Source organism: Alkalibacterium kapii (assembly GCF_007988865.1).
Taxonomy (GTDB): domain Bacteria; phylum Bacillota; class Bacilli; order Lactobacillales; family Carnobacteriaceae_A; genus Alkalibacterium; species Alkalibacterium kapii.
Map to the genome: position 1 here is coordinate 14,746 of NZ_BJUY01000017.1, position 20,026 is coordinate 34,771.

Consider the following 20,026-nt stretch of genomic DNA (forward strand, 5'->3'; position numbering starts at 1 on the left):
TCCTCCTTTCTCCTAATCGTTTGGTGTAATATCTGTTTTTTCTATGATTTCTTTACCGTTTCTAATTACTTTGTAACTCCCTGTCTCATTTTCTTTAACATTAAATGAGATGATTTCTATTGCATCTTCGTAAATATCGAATTCTCGATAAACCTCATCATATGAATTTTCGTTGTCATTCACATATATTTCAATATGATTGGGTTCATTTACCGGCTGCTCATCCGGGTCCTCTTCATCTTCTGTACCGTTATTTTTACTCGTATCCACATATTCGATTGTTATTGCCCGGTCAAATGAAATGATTTCTGGTTCTTCAGGGCCTGTAGAGAGCACAACTGAAATGCGCGAGCCATTATAAACAAGCGATCCAGCTTCAGGTGACTGACTGGCTACCTGGTCTTCAGGGATTGACTCGTGAGGTTCCCGAGTGATCGTCACAGATAGATTATGTTCATCTGCATATTTCTCTACACCTTCAATTGAATAACCTGTAAAATCAATAATATCATGGCCTTCCGGACCTGCGCTGACAGTTAAAACGATTGTACTGTCACTTGGAACTACTTTATCACCTGAATCGATACTTTGTGAAATAATATGCCCTTCTGGGATAAAATTGTGATTTTTATTTTCTCTTTCAACAGTGAAACCTTGTTCTGTTAATCGTGCTCTGATATCCTCGTAATTTTCTTCTGAGTAATTCAAAACACTCACTGGCTTCTTCCCAAGGCTAATGTATATATCCACTTCGTTCGATTCTTTTAAAATAGATTCTGCCGCTGGATTTGTCCGAATAACTCGTCCTTCTCCGATGGCTTCATCGTTTTGTTCAATTACTTCCCCTAATTCGAGATTTAATCGTTTTAGCTCTATTTCTGCCTCTTCAACAGACATGCCTTCCAATTGAGGGATTTCAACTTCCCGAGGTTGAGTAAATATAAAAGCTATCATGCTCAAAACGGCGATAGTCAAAAAAATAATAATGAATGTCAGTGTTTTTTTCTTTTTACTGGTCTTTACGGTCTGTGAACGGTTCAACCCTTTGTTCTTGGATGATTTTACAGGTTCTGAACCCACTGAAGGTTGGGGCAAAGGCATCGTTTCGGGCGGGGTGACCGGTGTCAAGACCCGTGTTTCATCATCTGTTGTTTTTTCAGGTAGAAATTTGGTTTCTCCAGCTCTTTTAGCAGACAGCGCAGTTTTTAAATCTTCTTTCATCATATGAACAGACGGGTAGCGCTGAATGGGCTCTTTAGATGTTGCTTTTAAAACGACATTTTCAAGAGCTTGAGGCAGTGAATTATCTTTCTCTTTCAGAGACGGTATGCTGTTTTGGAAATGTTTCAATGCAATCGACACAGGTGACTCTCCGTCAAACGGCACACTTCCAGATAACAGTTCGTACAAAAGGATTCCAAGAGAATATATATCTGATTGCTTAGTTGCCATGCTCCCCCGTGCTTGTTCCGGTGAAATATAGTGAACAGACCCCAGTAGAGAGTTCGTTTGTGTTATAGAATTTTCAGAGAGTGCTACAGCTATGCCAAAATCAGTTATTTTAACAGTTTCATCATGGGCAATGAGTATATTCTGCGGTTTGAGATCTCTATGGATAATATTGTGCCTGTGTGCATACTCTACAGCACTGAGTATCTGCATCATGATGTTTACTGTCTTTTTATAGGGAATAGGATGATGTGCTTTGATGTATTCTTTCAGATCATAACCTTCTACGTATTCCATAACGATATATGGCAAATCATCTTCACCAACATCTACAACGTCGACGATATTGGGATGGAGTAATTCAGTTGTGGAAAGAGCTTCTCTTTTAAATCGTCTGATACTGGCTTCATCTTCGTGGAAGTTATAAGCCATTAATTTAACAGCAACCTGACGCTCAAGAATAAGATCTTCGGCTAGAAAAACTTTAGCCATACCGCCCGAACCGATTTCTCTGATCAATTTGTAGCGATTATTTATTCTTTCTCCTGGTCTCATTCTCTAGCCTCCTTTCTTTTGATTCAACGCTGACATCTTGGTTTTTTCAATTAGACAAAGTGTTATATTATCTGTCGAACCATTATTCAATGCTGCCTGTGTGAGTGTATCTGCTTTACTTTTCAAATCATCCCGTGACTTCAAAACTTCTTCTATGAACGGATAACGGACCCCATTTGTAAGCCCATCTGAACAAAGCATAACGAGGAAATCATCTGTTTGCTTCAAAAAGAAAAAATCTACTGTCAATTTATTGAATACACCTAAAGAGCGAGTAAGTGTATGTCTTTGATGATGATTTTTTGCTTCTTCCTCAGTGATTTCACCATTTATTCTCAGTTCGTTGGCAAACGTGTGGTCAACTGTTACTAAATTCAAACCTTTTTCGTCTAGAAAATATGCGCGGCTATCCCCAACATTGCCTATAACGATTTCATCTTTTATAAAAGCTGCTGTGACGATCGTAGTTCCCATGCCATCAAGATCTTTATAATTATTTGCGACACGGTAAATTCTTCTGTTTTCAATATTTATATGTTCGTCCAGCCATTCGCTTGCTTCATGGACATTCAAAAAAGAGGTTTCCTTCCAGTAATTGCCGATCTGCAGAACAGCCATTTCACTTGCGACATCCCCCGCTTTGTGTCCTCCCATACCATCGCAGAGAACAGCTAAAAGTTGGTTGTCTTTATTTGTAAATGTTTCGACATAGTCCTGGTTGATTGAGCGTTTACCAATGTGTGTTTTTTTAAAGCTATTCAGTTTCTCTCACTCCTGATCGTTATAAATTGAATCGTGCTATGTAAAGTGGAAAAAAACTGTTTTTTCCACTTTGAATATATTATTTTTTTATTAAACTTGCTATGAAAAATCCGTCTGTATCAAAGTAATGAGGATACAGGTTTACAAAACCTTTTTCTGAAAGGTTAACCGTATTTTTATGGGTGCTGACTGGTTCGATTTCAAAGTCAGTGTGATTTCTCAAAAAAGCTTCGATCACTTCATTATTCTCTTTCACTGTAATAGTACAGGTACTGTAAATCAGTCGTCCGCCCCTCTTTAAAAGTGGTGCCACACTGTTCAAGATGTCCCCCTGCACTTTTTGCAGCGCATAAATATCATCGATCGTTTTTTGATATCTGATATCAGGCTTCCGCTTCATCAGTCCCAAACCAGAACAAGGCGCGTCCACTAAAATCTTGTCAAAACTATTATTATCAAACGTTTCGCCGACTTTTCTGGCATCCATTTGTTGTGTTTCTATTAATGGAGACACATCCAGGCGTTCAGCATTTTCCCTTACTTTTTTCAACTTGTTTTTATTTAAATCTAAAGCTGTAACAGAACCTTCTGCATGATCAAGGTAGGTGGCCATGTGCGTCGTTTTGCCCCCCGGTGCTGCACACGCATCCAGTATCTGGTCATCCGGTTTGATTTGCATTGCTTCAGCGACAAGCATAGAGCTTTCATCCTGGATAGTAATGATGCCCTCTTTAAATAGTTCAGTGTTTACCGGCAGTCCATTTTCACAGATGAGTCCGTCTCTTGCAATCGCACTGTGTCTGACTTGATAGCCCTCTTTGTTCAGCTGACTGATGACCTCGTCCATAGTTTTCTTTTTGACATTGACACGCAAACTCACTTTTGCACGTTGAGATAAAGACTGAACGATCTTTTCAGTTTCATCGATCCCTACCTCGTCTATAAGCAGTTCGATTATCCATACAGGAAAACTGTAAGTGATGGACAAATTCAAAACAGTGTCTTGGATCTTTTCAGGTGAGCGTACACCCTGACGGTCGATATTGCGCAGGACACCATTGACAAATCCAGCTATTCCTTTGTGACCTCTCGCTTTGGCAATCCGTACAGCTTCGTTTACAATAGCATGGGCAGGAACTTTATCCAATTGGGTCATTTGATACAAGGATAGTCTAAGCAGCTGTTTCACCCAGTTGTCAACTTTATCGGGCCGGGCGAGGAACGGTTCCAATTGATAGTCCAGCAGCAGCTTATTCTGGATCACTCCGTAAACCAGTTCTGTCAGTAGTCCTCGGTCTTTATCTGACAACTGATTTTTCTTTACAGCTTCAGTCAGTAGTAAATTACTAAAAGACTGATCCTTATCGATTTTTTCCAGTAATGTGACAGCTATATAACGGCTGCTGTTTTTCAGATTAGTCGTTGTCAAAACGCATTCCCTCTTTTAGATAATTTAATGCCCCAGCCAGAAAGTCTTTGACCGGCATTTTAGGTTTTCCAAATGGCTGAACTTTTTTGAGCGACAGCGCTGTGTCATTTCCGCATGCAACGATGCATTTACTTTTATCAAGTGTAGTAATTGTGCCTGGGCGTTCTTTATTTTTCTGCTGAAGTGGCTCGGCTTGCCATATTTTGAAACGCTGGCCATTTAAATGTGTATAGGCTCCAGGGAATGGATCCATCCCCCGTATCATATTATTGATCGTTAATGCTGATTTTGTCCAATCGATTCTCTCTTCTGCCGGTTTGATCATTGGAGCCAGAGAAACGTCGGCTTCATTCTGTTTCTCAGGAACGATCCTGCCACTGAATAGATCAGGCAGGGTGTCCATAAGCAGATCTCTACCTAATAAACTTAATTTTTCGAATAAACTCCCTACTGTATCCGAATCTTCTATAGTCAGCTTTCTTTGAGAAAGGATATCACCAGCGTCCATTTCTTTCTCCATATACATGATCGTTACCCCAGTTTCAGATTCACCATTGATCAGTGCATAATGGATCGGAGCAGCCCCTCTATACTTGGGCAAAAGCGAAGCATGCACGTTTATCGCTTTGAATCTCGGTGTATGGAGAAGAACTGTAGGGACATACTGACCATAAGCAGCTGTTATAACTAAATCCGGGTTTAAACTTAATATGTTTTTCAGCTCCTGGCTGCCAGACAGTTTTTCGGGCTGGAAAACAGGAATACTATACTCTTCAGCTTTTTTCTTGACAGGTGGTGCAGTCAACTGTTTTTTTCTCCCGACTTTCCTGTCCGGCTGTGTAACTGCACCAATAACCTCGCAGAGTTGACTTTCTGCCAATGCTTCCAGGATAGGGACAGAAAAATCTGGAGTCCCCATAAAAATGACCTTATACATTAATACCCCTCACTTCTAAATAAAATCTAATGGTTGATAATCGATTGATATAAATGTTCCTCTAGCTTGTTCTTTTTGCGTTTCAGTCAACAGTTGATGTATTTTTTCTGTCAGTTCTTTTTCCTGCTTATACTTGATAAGCACTTGAAAATGATATCTGTTATGTGTGCGGGCGATCGATTTGGGTGTCGGCCCAAGTATAATAGCTTTTTCTGATAGAGAAGGTCGAATAAAATCTGTATACTGTCTGATTTTTTTTGCAGCAGTCATTTCATTTTCATGACTGACAGAAATTTTCAGAAGGTAATAATACGGACTGTATTCACTGAGATGCCTTAAATGCATTTCTCTTTTATAAAAAGAATCATAGTCATGCTGTTTTGCATACTGAATGGCATAATGTTCAGGATTATAAGACTGAATGATCACCTGACCTTCTTTTTCTCCCCGGCCAGAACGTCCGCTTACTTGAGTTAGGAGTTGAAAAGTCTTTTCTGCCGATCTGAAATCCGGCAAGCCAAGTGCTGTATCTGCATTAATGACACCAACCAAGGTCACATCAGGATAATCCAGACCTTTGGCTATCATCTGTGTCCCTAACAGGATATTTGCTTCTTTATTTGCAAATCTATTGAGCAATTTTTCATGCGATCCTTTTTTTCTGGTGGTGTCCACGTCCATACGAATTATGCTGGCATCTATAAGCAGCTCATTTAATTCTTTTTCAACTTTTTGTGTGCCTGTACCGTAGTAACGAATCGACCGACTGTCACACTTTGGACATTTTTTCGGGATGCTCTCTTCATGTCCACAATAATGACATTTCATTGTCCTGGTGTCCATGTGTAAGGTTTGGGATATATCACAATTGGGACATTCCAAAACAAACCCACAATCCCGACACATTACAAAAGATGAAAAACCGCGTCGGTTAAGCAAAAGGACAGACTGTTCCTGTTTATCGATCCTTTTTTTCAAACCAGTCAGCAATGCTTCGGAAAACATTGAATGATTGCCTCTTTTAGCTTCTTCCCGCATATCGATCACATCTACAGCTGGCATTGGGTAGTCATTGACCCGATGTTTCAATTCTAAAAGGGAATACACACCTTTTGTGGCTCGGGCTCTGGATTCCAAAGAGGGTGTTGCACTTCCAAGAACGACCGGACACTTATGATATTCTCCACGCCAGATCGCAACATCTCTTGCATGATACTTAGGGAATTCTTCCTGTTTATAGCTTGTTTCATGCTCTTCATCAATAATAATGATCCCAATGTTTTTTATTGGAGCAAAGATGCTGGATCGTGCTCCGACAACAACCTTAGCTTCTTCTTTTTCTATTTTTCGCCACTCATCATACTTCTCGCCATTGGATAAGCCGCTGTGTAATACGGCTACTTCATCACCAAATCGGCTTTTAAACCGTTGGACCATCTGAGGTGTCAGAGCAATCTCAGGAACAAGCATAAGCGCTCCTTCACCCTTGTCGATCACTTCTTTTATAGTCTGTAAATAGACTTCTGTTTTTCCGCTGCCTGTCACACCTTGGAGGAGAAAAACGTCATGCTCATCTTCTTTGATCGTTTGGTATATTTTTGAAAAAGCATGTGCCTGATCTTGATTCAGCGGCAGCGGTCTGGTCTTTTCAAATGTGCTTGATGCAAAAGGATCGCGATATATTTCTTCATGAAAGACATCACACCAGTTTTTTTCAAGTCCCGAACGAATCGTGGAAGGAGTGACCCCGAACGCTTTCAACTCAGCGTAAGATAGTGATGTTTCACTGTCCATTGATTGTAAAATGTCTATAAACAGTTTCTGTTTTTTGGCATTAGAGCGAAGATATTCCCGTATTTCTTCATAAGCTTCAAAACTAAGGGCAGGTTTTATTTTTTTGATTTTTTTTACAACCGCTTTATCTTTTACATCATAATCGATTTCTACTTTATCTTCTTTTTCCAATTGGATGAGATCGGTCAAAACATTTTGTCTTTCTGCTTCTTCCCAGCTTAACTCGTCTTTTCCTTTAAAAATATCCCACAATAAAGTCTCTGGAATTTCATCGATGATTTTAATTTTCTTACTGTATTTTGCACGCATTACTGCCGGTAACATGGTCTGATAGCATTTTATCTGAAAACTGAATGTCTGATAGGCCAGAAACTCTCCCAGCTGGAGAAGCTCCATTGTCAATACCGGATAACTATCCATTAACGATTCGATAGCTTTTAATTTTATTTCTGTTGCTGTTTGTTCTTTGATTTCAACAACAAACCCCTGTACCTTCCTCGAACCTTTTCCAAAAGGAACTACAACGCGCATGCCAGGCTGTATCACGTCTGTTAAAACTTCGGGTATGATATAGGTATAAGGTTTGTTTGTTTGAAGTGCTGGAACATCCACGATAATATTAGCTACAAGAGACATGTGTATTCTCCTCTAATCTGTAAATTCAACGATCCAATCTATAATATCCTGTGCGACCTCTTTTTTGGCTTTTAGCGGAATAATTTGTGGCTCATGCTGATTACTAAAAAAGATCACTTCATTTTGATCTACATTAAATCCGCGATCCTTTTTTCCAATGTCATTTGCGACAATAAGGTCGGCGTTTTTCTCTAACAATTTCTTTTCTGCATATTCATAGATGTTATCTGTCTCTGCAGCAAAGCCGACTAAACATTGAGAGGACTTTTTCCGCCGCCCCATCTCTTTCAATATGTCTTTATTTTTTTTGAAAGTCAACGTCATGTGGTCTTGTTTTTTCATCTTTTTTGTACTGATCGTTTCAGGTGAATAATCTGATACCGCAGCAGCCATGATCAGCACTTCACTCGACTCGAAGCGACTGGAAACTGCTTCATGCATTTCGTCAGCGGATTCAACACGTATCACTTTGATGTTACCTGACACAGGCAAAGAACTACTTGTAATCAAAGTCACATCTGCACCATTTATAAAAGCTGCGTCAGCTAAAGCATGTCCCATCTTGCCTGATGAATCATTTGATATAAATCTTACGGGATCGATACGCTCTTTAGTTCCTCCTGCTGTTACCAATACTGCTTTGTTTTTAAGCGGTAAATAGTCTGCTTTGTCCCGCATAAAAGTACGTAATTCATCAAGGATCCGCCTCTGATCAGGAAATCGTCCTTTGCCTGAATAACCTTCAGCTAAAAATCCTTCATCGGTATCCATTACATAAATATCTCGATGACGTAGCGTTTCTATATTGGCTTGTGTTGCTTTATTTTCCAGCATATTCTCATTCATTGCGGGTATCGTAAAAATAGGGCTGGTCGTTGCAAGCAAAGCGGAACTTACAAAATTATCTGCAATACCATTAGCGAGTTTGGCTAGTGTATTTGCGGTAAGTGGCGCTACTATAGCAATATCAGCCCAATCAGCAAGATAAATATGATTTACTTGTTCAGGTTTCTCTTCTGCGAATGTATTGATATAAACCTCATTTTTACTTAAAATCTGAAAAGTCAGCGGAGAGACGAATTGTGTTGCAGACTCAGTCATTGCTACTCTAACTTCTGCACCTGCTTTTATCAGTGTGCGCATCAAGTCTACGACTTTGTAGACTGCTATTCCTCCAGTGACATAAAGGGAGACTTTTTTGCCTTCTAACATTCCCTGCACCTCTCGTTTCTATTCTTATTTTACCAGTAATTTTGGCCTCTGTCTTTAAGATTCGGCTTTCATTCACTTACTAGAAAAAACCTCTGCATCTAGTCTTTTAAAAGAGGTTCTCTCATAAAAGACATAAAACAGAGGCTATTGCTTATTGATTTTTTACGGTGTCCGGATCGATTACTAAGTCTTGTGAAATGATTTCTTCTAATGCTTTCCCTACATTTTTTACACTTTTATATTCTTCCAACATTTCAGTTCCCTTTTCATTGTGTAATTGTTTCGCTCTTTTAGCAGCTAAAATCACCAGTGAATATTTAGAATCGATTTTCTTTAGTAAATCATCTTGTGAAGGGTATAATAACATTTATTCCATCTCCTCGATTAATTTTGCATATTCTTTTAGATTTCGGATTACTTTTAAATGCTCACTCTCGATGATATTGCGGATTTTTCTTGCTGCGTTCTCCACTGTATCGTTTTCTACAACGTAATCATAATATTGAATAAGCTTCAGTTCCTCTACTGCTTTTTTCATACGCTTTCCAATCATTTCATCACTGTCTGTTCCCCGATTAACGATTCTGGAATTCAACTCTTCCAGGTCAGGCGGCGACAAAAAGATAAAAATAGCTTCAGACATTTTTTCTCTTACTTTTAACGCTCCTTGAACTTCAATTTCTAAAAAGACGTCTCGCCCTTTGTTCAAGGTGTCTTCCACGTATTCTATCGGTGTTCCATAATAATTACCTACATAATTAGCATATTCAAGTAAACCATCCTCTTCAATCAATTTTTCGAACTCTTCTTTTGTTCGAAAAAAATAATCGATACCTTCTCTTTCTCCTTCGCGCTTTTTACGCGTTGTCATGGAAATAGAATAATCAAAGTCATTTGAGTGATTTTCGAAAATAGCTTTGCGCACTGTCCCTTTACCCACACCTGAAGGGCCAGATAATACGATGAGTAAACCACGATCTTCCATTTTGATTTCCTTCCTAACACATACTATCTTTAAAAACTTATCCTCAATTCTACCATATTAACAAATGAAAATGAACTGCCTTTTTAAATTTCCTTATTTTCTTTGGAAAAAAGGTATTTACAGTATAAGGCAATCATCAATGAATAAGGTTTCACTTTAAGAAACATGTATGCTAAAGGTTCTTCAAACGATAACATGCCCTCGGTTATCCATTTGAAGAGATGAACAGCAATTCTCCTGTCTGATATCAGCGGTAATTGTTCGAAAAATTCTCTTCGCCATTCTTTACCACTCATAATATTGAGCTTTGTCACCTTTTTTTCATGATGGTCCCAAGATGATATATACTGTTTCATTCTTTTTATAATCAAATCCTGGAATTCAATGATCTCATATTGGCTGCCTGGAGAAATATTGAAAATCTTACCTGTTTCTTCGATAACAGCCAGCATTAGATTTTGTTCGTCAACGTCTTTTTTCCATTTCCTGCCTAATTCAATAAGCAGTTTCTTCTGATAGGCATTATTATCGATTTGTCTGAACATGTTACTCGACCGCTCACCTATGAGTAATTCATGTAAGGCGAGATAAAAGCGTTCTTTTTCGTAGTCAAATTGTTTTGAATGAAAAGTATACCAGTAACCAGGATATTCTTCTTTTTTAGCTCGCTTCATTGTTTCAAAGTAACCTAAATTAATGTTCTGTTCTATTCTCTGTTTGTCAAACAGCAGCATATCTCCCAACAGCCAATTTGTACGGATCCACATGTATTCACACTGATTCATGCGTTTATCCTGTTTATAATACCCGGGTCCATCGATATCGACAACCACCATCTGATCTGGCTTTTCATCCAGCGCTATATCTACCGGTATATTATTGCCATATCCGCCATCAATGTATGGTATTTCATCAATATAATATTTTTCCATTAATGGAAAAAAAGCAGAACTCGCTAATAGATAATCAATGAGTGTCCCTTCTTCTATATCATTAAGGTACACATTTTCAGTTTCTCTGGTTTCATAATTAAATACGGAAAGTCCGAAAACAATTCCTTTATTTCTTATATCACACTCGCTGTCTATAACTTTCTCAACGATTTCTTCCAGTGCCCTTCCACTCAACCCTTTATCTTTGATAGCCTGAAGCATAAACTCTGTCACTGTTTTCCCATAATACATTAGGCCACCTCTGTCTTTAGGAGGCTTGAAGTTCAGTATATCCTGCGTCTCAAGTTCTTTCCATAATTTTTCGGCTTCTTCCTGCTCACCCGTTAAGTAAAGTGCTCCATTCAAAGCCCCGACAGAAGTTCCTGTTACTATATCCGCATAGTAATCGAGTTCATTCAGAGCTCTCCATACCCCTATTTCAAACGCACCTCTCGCTCCGCCGCCGCCGAACACTATGGCGCGTTTAACATTGGTTTTTTCAAAAAATACTGATTTCAAATAGAGTCTCCTTTCCTTTATCAGATCACTGATCAAAATAAGACTCGCACATTTCCACTATAAACTCATTATAGCGGAAATACAGTGACAGAACACAAAAAAGCACCGGAAAAAGTTATGAACTAACTTTTCCGATGTTTATTTGGAATAATTTACTAACCCATGTCCTTGACTTTCATCAGTCGAGTGATTGCTGCACGTTCACTTTCGTCTAATTTCATTTGAATGAAATAAATCGTTTCTTCAAGTTGAGGTATAGTCATATATTCTAACGCATTCACGCGGCGCCTTGTTTTTTCTATTTCATCAGCCATCAATTGACAGGTTTTTTCAATTTCTGCAAGTTCCAGCATATCAGGCATGACTTCTACAAGGTATTCGAAGGTTAAATCCAATTCTCCGTTAGAATTCAGATAACCGTAAGATAATTCTGTCGCATCATCGACATTGTCATCATACTGAAAATTCATCTGAGGGACTCTGACACTCATGATATTCCGGCGTCCCATATTGAGAGAAACGCTGCGTGTAGGGACAGCCATCAGTTCTTCAATATAATTTTCATGCAATAATGATTTGGCCATGGCAAAAGACTGCATGGCTTTCTCCAGTTTTTCCTCGACCTGGTTTCTCAATTCATTATTCTTTCTGATCAATTCGATAAACTGACGCATGAGCTCGTCTTGTTTGTCTTTCAGTAATTTATGACCTCTGGTTGCTACGCCTAAGCGTTTCTTTAGGATAGCAAGTTCCATACGAGTGGGGTTGACATTTAATTTAGCCATTTACCTCACTCTCCTTTTGGCATATATTTGTTTAACATATCATCTTTAATACGTTTAAGTTCAGGTCTTGGAAGTACTCTTAACAGATCCCAGCCTAAATCCAGGGTTTCTTCGATCGAGCGATCCGTATAATTCCCCTGGTTAACGTATTCTCTTTCAAATTTGTCTGTAAATTCAACATATTTTTTGTCGGATTCTGACAATGCTGCTTCACCAAGTACAGCCGATAATTCTTTCGCTTCTTTACCTTCAGCGTAAGCAGAGAAAATCTGGTTCATCGTCGGCGCATGGTCTTCACGTGTTTTTCCTTCTCCGGTTCCTTTGTCTTTCAAACGTGAAAGAGAAGGTAAGACATCGATCGGTGGCTGATATCCCTGGTTATAAAGTTCACGCGACAGGATAATCTGACCTTCAGTGATATACCCTGTCAAGTCAGGGATCGGGTGGGTAATATCATCCTCAGGCATCGTCAATATAGGGATCTGTGTTACTGATCCTTTTGTGCCTTCAAGTCTTCCGGCACGTTCGTATAAGGTAGCCAAGTTGGTATACAAGTAACCAGGATAACCACGACGTCCAGGAACTTCTCGACGAGCAGCTGAAATTTCACGTAGAGCTTCTGCATAGTTCGTCATATCTGTCATGATTACAAGAACATGCATATCTTTTTCAAAAGCAAGATATTCAGCAGCTGTAAGTGCCATACGCGGTGTAGCAATACGTTCGATAGCGGGATCATCGGCAAGGTTGATAAATAACACTGAACGATCGATCGCACCTGTCTCTTTGAAGTCATTCATAAAGAATTCGGCTTCTTCGAACGTAATACCGATAGCTGCGAAAACAACCGCAAATTTTTCATCTTTATTTGTAACACTGGCCTGTCTGGCAATTTGGGCAGCCAGTTCTTTATGTGGCAGACCAGAACCAGAAAATACGGGTAACTTTTGTCCACGAACAAGCGTGTTCAAATGGTCGATGGTTGAGATTCCCGTCTGAATAAATTCATCAGGATACTCACGTGCAATTGGGTTAATCGCCTGTCCGTTGATGTCAAGACTTTTTTCCGGGATCAAATCCGGACCTCCGTCGTTCACACGACCCATTCCATCAAAGGTCCGGCCGATCATGTCTTCTGACACGTCAAGAGACAGAGGTTTACCTAAAAAGCGTACCTTGGTGTCTTCCAAGTTGATTCCTGTAGATCCTTCAAACAACTGAACAACAGCTTTGTCGCCATTGATTTCAAGGACTTGTCCGCGTCGACGTTCTCCAGTCTGGAGTTCAATGTCTACTAATTCATCGAATTTTACCCCTTCGACGCCTTCGACAGTCATTAACGGTCCAACGATTTCCGAAACTGTTTTATACTCTTTAAGCATCTGATTCCACACCGCCTTTCTCAAGAACTGCTTTCATGTCTTTTTCTATTTCTTCATTGATCTGTTTGATTCGTGACAAATCTTCTTCAGCAATAAATTTCATTCGTCCAATAACTTCGCGTACATCTTCGGTTCCTTCAATGATTTCATCATAGTAAGCACCCAGTTCCATTGCTTTTTCAGCTTCTTTTTGATATTTCAGGATCACGTTCAGCATTTCGTACTGTTTGTTTCTGGATGTATACGTATCAACATCATCAAAAGCATTCTGCTGTAGATAGTCTTCACGGATCATTCGTGCAGTGACTAATTTCAAACGGTCTTTTTCAGAAAGTGATTCGACACCAACTAAACGCACGATTTCCTGAAGTTCTGATTCGTCTTGTAAAAGTGCTTTTGTGTGGGTAACCATACCACTCCAGTCAACATTCAGTTTTTCTCCCACGAATGCGTTCATATCATTTGAATAGAGTGAATAAGAATTCAGCCAGTTGATAGATGGGAAGTGACGTCGTTGAGCCAGTGAACTGTCAAGTCCCCAGAACACTTTAGCTACGCGCAGTGTGTTTTGTGTAACAGGTTCTGACGTATCGCCTCCTGGAGGTGATACTGCTCCAATAGCTGTGATACTGCCTTCTCTCCCATTGCTTCCTAATGAAACAACTTTACCGGCACGTTCGTAATATTCAGCTATTCGACTGCCTAGATATGCGGGATACCCTTCATCACCAGGCATCTCTTCAAGTCGTCCAGACATTTCACGCAAAGCTTCCGCCCAACGCGATGTCGAATCAGCCATAATCGCTACAGAATAACCCATATCTCGGAAGTATTCTGCAATCGTTATCCCTGTGTATATCGATGCTTCACGAGCGGCCACAGGCATGTTTGATGTATTAGCGATCAGTACGGTTCTAGCCATGATCGATTCGCCCGTATTCGGGTCGATCAATTCCGGAAACTCGTTAATAACGTCTGTCATTTCGTTCCCACGTTCACCACAACCAACGTAAACAACTAAGTCTACGTCCGCCCATTTAGCAATCTGATGTTGAACAACCGTTTTACCGGCACCAAATGGTCCAGGTACAGCAGCTGCACCCCCCTTAGCTACGGGGAACAATGTATCGATAACACGCTGGCCAGTGATCAGTGGTTCGATCGGATTTAGTTTCTTGGCAATCGGTCTGCTTTGACGCACAGGCCATTTCTGCATCATGGTAAATGCTTTGTCACCAGTTTCTGTTTCCAGTACATAAATCGTATCTGTGACAGTGAACAATCCTTTTTCAATTGATTTCAATTTACCTTTAACGCCGTAAGGAACCATGATCCGATGTTCAATAACATTTGTTTCTTGAACAGATCCTACAACGTCCCCTTCAGTCAGATCTGTACCGACCTCGACAGATGGAACGAATTCCCATTTTTTATCTCGATTCAACGGAGCTACTGTCATACCTCTTTCAAGATAATTACTCTCAGTTTTTTCCATAAATTCATCTAATGGTCTCTGAATACCATCAAACATCTGAGATATCATTCCAGGTGCTAATTCAACCGACAAGGCTTCTCCAGTCGTTTCCACTATTTCTCCAGGTCCAACCATAGATGTTTCTTCATAAACCTGAATGGAGGCAACGTCGCCCCGCATTTCTATAATTTCGCCGATCAGGCCTAATTTACCTACTCGACAGATATCTTGTATATTTGCTTCTTCCATTCCACTAGCTGTAACTAGAGGACCGGAAACACTCACAATCGTTCCTTTACTCAAATTCGTACCCTCCTATAAAATATTCTGACCCACTGCTTTTTCTACATTGTCCTGGACACGTTTTTTACCAATACCTCGTGATCCAGCGTGATTCGGGATCAAAATGATGGCAGGTTTCATTTTTGCGTCGTAACGTCTAATTGTTTCAGGGATCATTTCTGCCAATTGTTCCGTTAAATAGATTACTCCATAGTCTTCGGATGCCATGCTGTCGATGAGACGGCGTGCTTCTTTTGCCTCGGATGCGAAAGAGACTGAAAAGCCAAGCATTTTGAAAGCTAAAACCGATTCTTTATCTCCAACAACACCAATTTTGTTAGGCATAACTCAACCGCATCCTTTCTCTTATTTCGTCTGCCGTTAGTCCACTCTCTTTTCCGGAAAGAACCAAGCGTAAATTCATGACTTCTGTTTCTTTAGCATACAAATAAGCTATTATAGGCATTGGACCAAATGATTCCAACTTGGCTTCACGCATCTTTTCCATATAAGCATTGTCTGTTTCATAATCCACATTGACTGTCGTTAATTCGCCGGTCTCATCGTCGATCGATCTCTCGATAAGCTGGCGGTATTTTGTATTTTTGTAGTATTGAACGACAGCGTTCAAATCATTATCCATCAGCTTCAATAAGTCTTCTTTTGGAATAGAACCTGAACTGGATAGAACTGTCAGCATAAAGTTACGTGTACGATTCTGTTTCATCCCTCTGACAAGGGTAGAGAGATTATTATAATCAATATAACGTTCGATCAGTTCAGTTATGCCAGATTCACCTGTTTCTTCCGCTAATATACGTGAATGAGTGAAATAACGTCTATCCAGTATGATGTCTACTGCTTGAGCGTTATGATATTCATCATAATCAGACTTTACTTCATTGATACTATCCATATAAGCTTCAGGTAAAACGTCTGATTCCCCTGATCGGACTGCCTGACGCAATTCTGCTATTGGGTACCGTCCAATAGGTATGAATAAGTGATCAAAATCCTGTTCAGTGATTTCTTCTTTGAACAGCACTTTAAGGTTATGATAGGCATAGCGTAAACCAAACAGTTCGATCAGTTCTTTATTAGGAACGACATCAAACATCTCTTTATATGTTTCATGCAGTTCATTCATAAACATTGAATCATAATTTTTATCTTCTTTGATCCTGTCGACATCGTTACGATAAGGCGTCTCGCGAAGCACATTCACAGCTTCATCAAATGAATCCGCTGCAAGCATTCTTTCAAAGTGAGCACGGGTGAGGAGGTTGTTCTCATAAACTCGAACGAGAACATTACTTGAATTATAAGCGATATCTTTCAAATCTTTCTCCTCCTTAATTGAACAATTCTTTGGCTATAATAGGAATGAGCTCCGATCTTGCATCTTCGATGAGCGCATTGAACAAGAAATTGTACTCGATTCCTTCTTTCTCTACAAGTACTCCAGCTCGATCAGCGACGGTTCTGTCTGAAAGCGTTGCTTTTAGACCAGGACCAGTCGTTTGATCGATCCATTCTTGAGTAACAAGTTCAGACGTTTTGTCTCCAAGCACAAGCTCAATACTGCCTTCATCTTTGAACTGAGCCAAGATATCAGCAAGAAACTTTTTGAATGCCGGAGCTTGAACCTGATCAAGTTTCTCATTTGCATCTTCCAGTACTTTAGAAAGGGTCCTCTGTTTAGCCGCTAGTATGTTATCTCTTTTTTGGACTTCTAAAGTATTCAATCGAATTCTATATCTTTGCTGACTTTTTTCATCAATCAGTTCTTTGCCTTCGATTCTATTCTGTTCTTCTTTTGCACGCGCAGCCTGGATTTCATCTTCGGCATTTTTACGCGCTTTTTCTACACGTTGACGGATCGCCGTTTTTTCTTTCTCGACAACTCTTTCTGTCAACAGTTTTAAATCTGCCATACTGAACCTCCTTAGTCATTCTTTTTTAGAGTATAGCCCGGTTAAGGTCTATACTCTGTTAAAAAGTGATACAGTTTTTTATTACAGGATAATCATTACTAAGGAAATAACGAAACCTAGGATTGCATAAGTCTCAACCATCGCTGAGTAGATAATTCCTTTTGTCGTATGTTCTGGTTTTTGAGCCAGAATCTGCATAGCTGCTGCAGAAACGCGTCCCTGGTTACCACCGGAAGATAGACTTGTGATCCCAACTGGAAGTCCAGCCATCAATAAATACCATCCTTGAGAGACAGCTAAGTCAGGTGTGATTTCAAGTAAAATCAGTAGTCCGATAACAAAACCGTAAAGACCTTGTGTTGCTGGCAGCATCTGCAGGACCAAGGCACGACCAAATGATTCTGGCTGTTCTTTAGTCAAAGCAGCTGCCGCTTCACCTGCAGTGGAAACCCCTCGAGCTGAACCGATACCAGAAAAGATAACAGCTACAGCAATTCCTATTCCCGCAAAAATCTGACCCATGTTGTCTCCGAAAAGTGTTAGTACAAAATCCATAATTTATTCCTCCATTTTTTTAATTAATTTCTTTTTTTCAACCATATATGTTTTTCCAACGTCTTAAGTGGAACGAGCGGTTTACCGCCGCCTTCAAAGAACTTACCGAAAAACTCGACATACTGCAGTCTTGACGAGTGAACATATGCACTCAGGAAAGCAAGAGCGATATTTAAAGCTTGCAACGCAATGATCAGAACGATACCTACAGTGAATCTGATCAATGGTGGCAAGAAACCGATGATCAAGTTAAATGCCATTGCAATGTTCGCACTTGCGACCCCTAGAGCCATCAGACGAGTATAACTAACGATGTCGCCAATGTAACCGGAAACGCCATATAAATTATACAAGCCAAGTCCAAATCCAAGTCCTTTGTTCTTGCTTGAGATCGTGGATATTACCAAAATACCAACGACGTTGATCAATGCAAGTCCAATACCAATCTGTGACAGTAAAGGCATATCGAAAACCATTGAACCCAGGACATAAAGAACGACCCCTATGAGCATCATCGCCCAGGCGTAGCCGTCAATATAGCTGGATGCCCTTTGCCCTTGACGTCCTTTAATGATCCCATTCATAATCAGTCCAAATACCAGCTGGAATATTCCGATAGCTACAGAAATGATCATGATTTCAATGACATCATCTTGAAGTGAGAGCACTTGTATGGGCAGTTCCACTCCGAAGAAACTTCCAAAAAACAGCCCAAAAGCCATAGTTGGATATGACAGGATATGCAAAAACTTAATAAATCGTTTTTGTGAGCCTTCCATGTTGAAGTATTTCAATCCGGCAAATGTCGCTGCCCAGAGTATCAAGCCATAACCTAAATCAGCGCCGATCATTCCGAAGAAGATCATGAAAAAAGGAAACATATATGGCGTGGGGTCAACCTCGTTATACTGAGGATAACTGAACATCTCTGTAATCATTTCAAAGGGTTGGATCAACTTATTATTCTTAAGAACAATAGGAACATTCCTGTATTCTTCCATCTTTATTTCATCTGTTAGAACCACAAAGTTGTTTTCACCAATTTCCTCGCTGATATTGGCTTTTAAATTCTCGATTTTATCTTCTTCGATCCATCCAGTCATTATAAACAAATGAGGACTGTCAATGAGAATATCTTTCGCTTTATTTCTTTCAGATAAATTGTAGTAATATTCCTCAGCTAACTGCAAATCTTTATAAAGCGACTTCCATCCCGACATTTCTTTTTTCTGATCTGCCAGTCTTTCTTTCTTTTCTTTCTGTTCGATCAGATTGGTATACAAAGCATCTTCTGGTAGAACGTTATAATCATATCTCAACGCCCTGTAGCTGTACTGACTGAGATCATCTGTCAATGCTTTGACTTCATCCTTGGGGAGAATAAAAAGATAAGCCACTTCATCGCTTCGTCTGTAAATTTCTTCGTAATACACCTTGCCATTTTCTTTCACAGTATCAATAATCGGTTCAGCGTGTTCTATGTCCACTGTGCCGACCATGACTTTCATGAGTTTGAAACGATTTACCTCATCAGGCATAAAGTTGAGATTACGCCATTTTCTGAGAAACTGTTCTTCCTGGGACAGGTTTTTCAACTCTTCACTGATCGCATTTATTTCCTGCTCTTTTACTGAAACCCGATCAAGTAAGGTATTTATATCCACTGCTTCAACATGACTTTCCAGTTCAGCAAGTGTGTACACGTCTCTTTTGGATTTCAGTTTTTCGATCATACCCGGCTGGGCTACATAATCGTCTAGATAATCGATAGCATACTCGATATCCTGCAGTTTGGTTTCCAGTCCCATCACTTTTTTATCAGATGTTTCTTTTGTAAATCCTTTTAACAAGTCTTCATCATCTTTATCGGCCAGCGAAATGATTTCAAGGCTCTGCATCTCCTGAACACTCTTCAACAGTTCCTCTTTATGCGTATGTTCTGCCAATAAAGTCATTTTCTTCATCTTAGCTATTGCCATATCGATGCAATACCTCCTCTGCTATTCGATTGGCTAACACATCTTGTTTTTCTTTATAAGCAGCATCGAACTTTACAGTCTCTGCCTGCACTGCTTCATTCATCTCCTGTTCATCTTTTTCCAAGGCTTGTTCCACGACTTTGAACTGCTCTTTTTCATAGACATCCAGTTGCTGCCTTGTTTCTTCCTGGTACTTCATAATTTCCTGTTCTTTTTGCTCTTCGATCTCTCTGATCTCTTTTTCCATGTTGGCCCGCAGTTCGTCTACTCTCGTTTCTGCTTCCTTCACATAGTTTATAGCTTCCCGGTTCATTCTTTTCCCCCTTTCAAAAAAAATTGGGCGCAACTAACAAGCTTCTTCTCACCCCAGAAGAAATTTTCCTTGAAAGCTAACGCCCAACCGTATAAAAAAATTATGACTAATA

18 protein-coding genes and 1 other annotated feature are annotated in these 20,026 nt (G+C 39.8%); all 18 genes read right to left on the reverse strand.

The annotated features are described in order from the left end of the window. Positions 1–12: 12 nt before the first annotated feature. A complete protein-coding gene (gene pknB, locus AKA01nite_RS06575) occupies positions 13–2,004 on the reverse strand; it encodes a Stk1 family PASTA domain-containing Ser/Thr kinase (RefSeq protein ID WP_146924529.1) in 1,992 nt (663 codons plus the stop codon). Positions 2,005–2,007: 3 nt separating this feature from the next. Then, positions 2,008–2,766 carry a Stp1/IreP family PP2C-type Ser/Thr phosphatase gene (locus tag AKA01nite_RS06580; protein ID WP_146924530.1) on the reverse strand — a complete coding sequence of 253 codons (759 nt, stop codon included), beginning with the start codon at positions 2,764–2,766 and terminating at the stop codon, positions 2,008–2,010. Between the two features lie 79 nt (positions 2,767–2,845). Continuing rightward, on the reverse strand, positions 2,846–4,195 hold the full coding sequence (gene rsmB, locus AKA01nite_RS06585) for a 16S rRNA (cytosine(967)-C(5))-methyltransferase RsmB (RefSeq protein WP_146924531.1): 1,350 nt from the start codon (positions 4,193–4,195) through the stop codon (positions 2,846–2,848). Continuing rightward, complete coding sequence (fmt, locus tag AKA01nite_RS06590; protein ID WP_146924532.1) at positions 4,182–5,132, reverse strand: methionyl-tRNA formyltransferase; 951 nt, start codon at positions 5,130–5,132, stop codon at positions 4,182–4,184. The genes rsmB and fmt overlap by 14 nt, the downstream gene beginning before the upstream one ends. 15 nt (positions 5,133–5,147) lie before the next feature. After that, complete coding sequence (gene priA, locus AKA01nite_RS06595; RefSeq protein WP_146924533.1) at positions 5,148–7,562, reverse strand: primosomal protein N'; 2,415 nt, start codon at positions 7,560–7,562, stop codon at positions 5,148–5,150. 12 nt (positions 7,563–7,574) lie between these two features. Then, positions 7,575–8,774, reverse strand: coding sequence for a bifunctional phosphopantothenoylcysteine decarboxylase/phosphopantothenate--cysteine ligase CoaBC (gene coaBC / locus AKA01nite_RS06600; RefSeq protein ID WP_146924534.1), 1,200 nt, complete (start codon positions 8,772–8,774; stop codon positions 7,575–7,577). 151 nt (positions 8,775–8,925) lie between these two features. Then, complete coding sequence (gene rpoZ / locus AKA01nite_RS06605; RefSeq protein WP_146924535.1) at positions 8,926–9,141, reverse strand: DNA-directed RNA polymerase subunit omega; 216 nt, start codon at positions 9,139–9,141, stop codon at positions 8,926–8,928. Continuing rightward, positions 9,142–9,759 carry a guanylate kinase gene (gmk, locus tag AKA01nite_RS06610; protein WP_146924536.1) on the reverse strand — a complete coding sequence of 206 codons (618 nt, stop codon included), beginning with the start codon at positions 9,757–9,759 and terminating at the stop codon, positions 9,142–9,144. Between the two features lie 83 nt (positions 9,760–9,842). After that, a complete protein-coding gene (locus AKA01nite_RS06615) occupies positions 9,843–11,210 on the reverse strand; it encodes a patatin-like phospholipase family protein (RefSeq protein ID WP_186805126.1) in 1,368 nt (455 codons plus the stop codon). Between the two features lie 155 nt (positions 11,211–11,365). After that, the gene (locus tag AKA01nite_RS06620) at positions 11,366–11,995 is read right to left on the reverse strand and encodes a V-type ATP synthase subunit D (RefSeq protein ID WP_146924538.1); all 630 of its coding nucleotides are present in this window, start codon (positions 11,993–11,995) and stop codon (positions 11,366–11,368) included. A 5-nt stretch (positions 11,996–12,000) separates the two neighbouring features. Further along, positions 12,001–13,377, reverse strand: coding sequence for a V-type ATP synthase subunit B (locus AKA01nite_RS06625; RefSeq protein ID WP_146924539.1), 1,377 nt, complete (start codon positions 13,375–13,377; stop codon positions 12,001–12,003). Next, positions 13,370–15,154 carry a V-type ATP synthase subunit A gene (locus AKA01nite_RS06630; protein ID WP_146924540.1) on the reverse strand — a complete coding sequence of 595 codons (1,785 nt, stop codon included), beginning with the start codon at positions 15,152–15,154 and terminating at the stop codon, positions 13,370–13,372. Before AKA01nite_RS06630 ends, AKA01nite_RS06625 begins: the two co-directional genes overlap by 8 nt. A gap of 12 nt (positions 15,155–15,166) precedes the next feature. Next, entirely contained in the window at positions 15,167–15,478 is a 312-nt protein-coding gene (locus AKA01nite_RS06635; RefSeq protein ID WP_146924541.1) for a V-type ATP synthase subunit F, read from the reverse strand. Continuing rightward, entirely contained in the window at positions 15,471–16,472 is a 1,002-nt protein-coding gene (locus AKA01nite_RS06640) for a V-type ATPase subunit (protein ID WP_146924542.1), read from the reverse strand. The genes AKA01nite_RS06635 and AKA01nite_RS06640 overlap by 8 nt, the downstream gene beginning before the upstream one ends. Before the next feature lie 13 nt (positions 16,473–16,485). Further along, positions 16,486–17,067 (reverse strand): hypothetical protein, encoded by a 582-nt coding sequence (locus AKA01nite_RS06645; RefSeq protein ID WP_146924543.1) that lies wholly within the window; start codon positions 17,065–17,067, stop codon positions 16,486–16,488. An 81-nt stretch (positions 17,068–17,148) separates the two neighbouring features. Beyond that, positions 17,149–17,625: a V-type ATP synthase subunit K gene (locus AKA01nite_RS06650; protein WP_186805127.1), complete on the reverse strand. Its 477-nt coding sequence runs from the start codon at positions 17,623–17,625 to the stop codon at positions 17,149–17,151. A gap of 20 nt (positions 17,626–17,645) precedes the next feature. After that, positions 17,646–19,601: a V-type ATP synthase subunit I gene (locus AKA01nite_RS06655; RefSeq protein ID WP_146924545.1), complete on the reverse strand. Its 1,956-nt coding sequence runs from the start codon at positions 19,599–19,601 to the stop codon at positions 17,646–17,648. After that, positions 19,588–19,914, reverse strand: a complete 327-nt coding sequence (locus AKA01nite_RS06660; RefSeq protein ID WP_146924546.1) for a hypothetical protein — start codon at positions 19,912–19,914, stop codon at positions 19,588–19,590. The genes AKA01nite_RS06655 and AKA01nite_RS06660 overlap by 14 nt, the downstream gene beginning before the upstream one ends. A gap of 42 nt (positions 19,915–19,956) precedes the next feature. Continuing rightward, positions 19,957–20,003, reverse strand: a sequence feature (sodium ion sensor (DUF1646 type); this cis-regulatory element may regulate processes involved in with the transportation of sodium ions). Positions 20,004–20,026: the final 23 nt, after the last annotated feature.

Bases quoted from the DNA above. Each gene is read 5' to 3' on its own strand.
- pknB (WP_146924529.1), bottom strand. From the start codon at position 2,004: ATGAGACCAGGAGAAAGAATAAATAATCGCTACAAATTGATCAGAGAA.
- fmt (WP_146924532.1), bottom strand. From the start codon at position 5,132: ATGTATAAGGTCATTTTTATGGGGACTCCAGATTTTTCTGTCCCTATC.
- priA (WP_146924533.1), bottom strand. From the start codon at position 7,562: ATGTCTCTTGTAGCTAATATTATCGTGGATGTTCCAGCACTTCAAACA.
- coaBC (WP_146924534.1), bottom strand. From the start codon at position 8,774: ATGTTAGAAGGCAAAAAAGTCTCCCTTTATGTCACTGGAGGAATAGCA.
- rpoZ (WP_146924535.1), bottom strand. From the start codon at position 9,141: ATGTTATTATACCCTTCACAAGATGATTTACTAAAGAAAATCGATTCT.
- gmk (WP_146924536.1), bottom strand. From the start codon at position 9,759: ATGGAAGATCGTGGTTTACTCATCGTATTATCTGGCCCTTCAGGTGTG.
- AKA01nite_RS06620 (WP_146924538.1), bottom strand. From the start codon at position 11,995: ATGGCTAAATTAAATGTCAACCCCACTCGTATGGAACTTGCTATCCTA.
- AKA01nite_RS06625 (WP_146924539.1), bottom strand. From the start codon at position 13,377: ATGCTTAAAGAGTATAAAACAGTTTCGGAAATCGTTGGACCGTTAATG.
- AKA01nite_RS06635 (WP_146924541.1), bottom strand. From the start codon at position 15,478: ATGCCTAACAAAATTGGTGTTGTTGGAGATAAAGAATCGGTTTTAGCT.
- AKA01nite_RS06645 (WP_146924543.1), bottom strand. From the start codon at position 17,067: ATGGCAGATTTAAAACTGTTGACAGAAAGAGTTGTCGAGAAAGAAAAA.
- AKA01nite_RS06655 (WP_146924545.1), bottom strand. From the start codon at position 19,601: ATGGCAATAGCTAAGATGAAGAAAATGACTTTATTGGCAGAACATACG.
- AKA01nite_RS06660 (WP_146924546.1), bottom strand. From the start codon at position 19,914: ATGAACCGGGAAGCTATAAACTATGTGAAGGAAGCAGAAACGAGAGTA.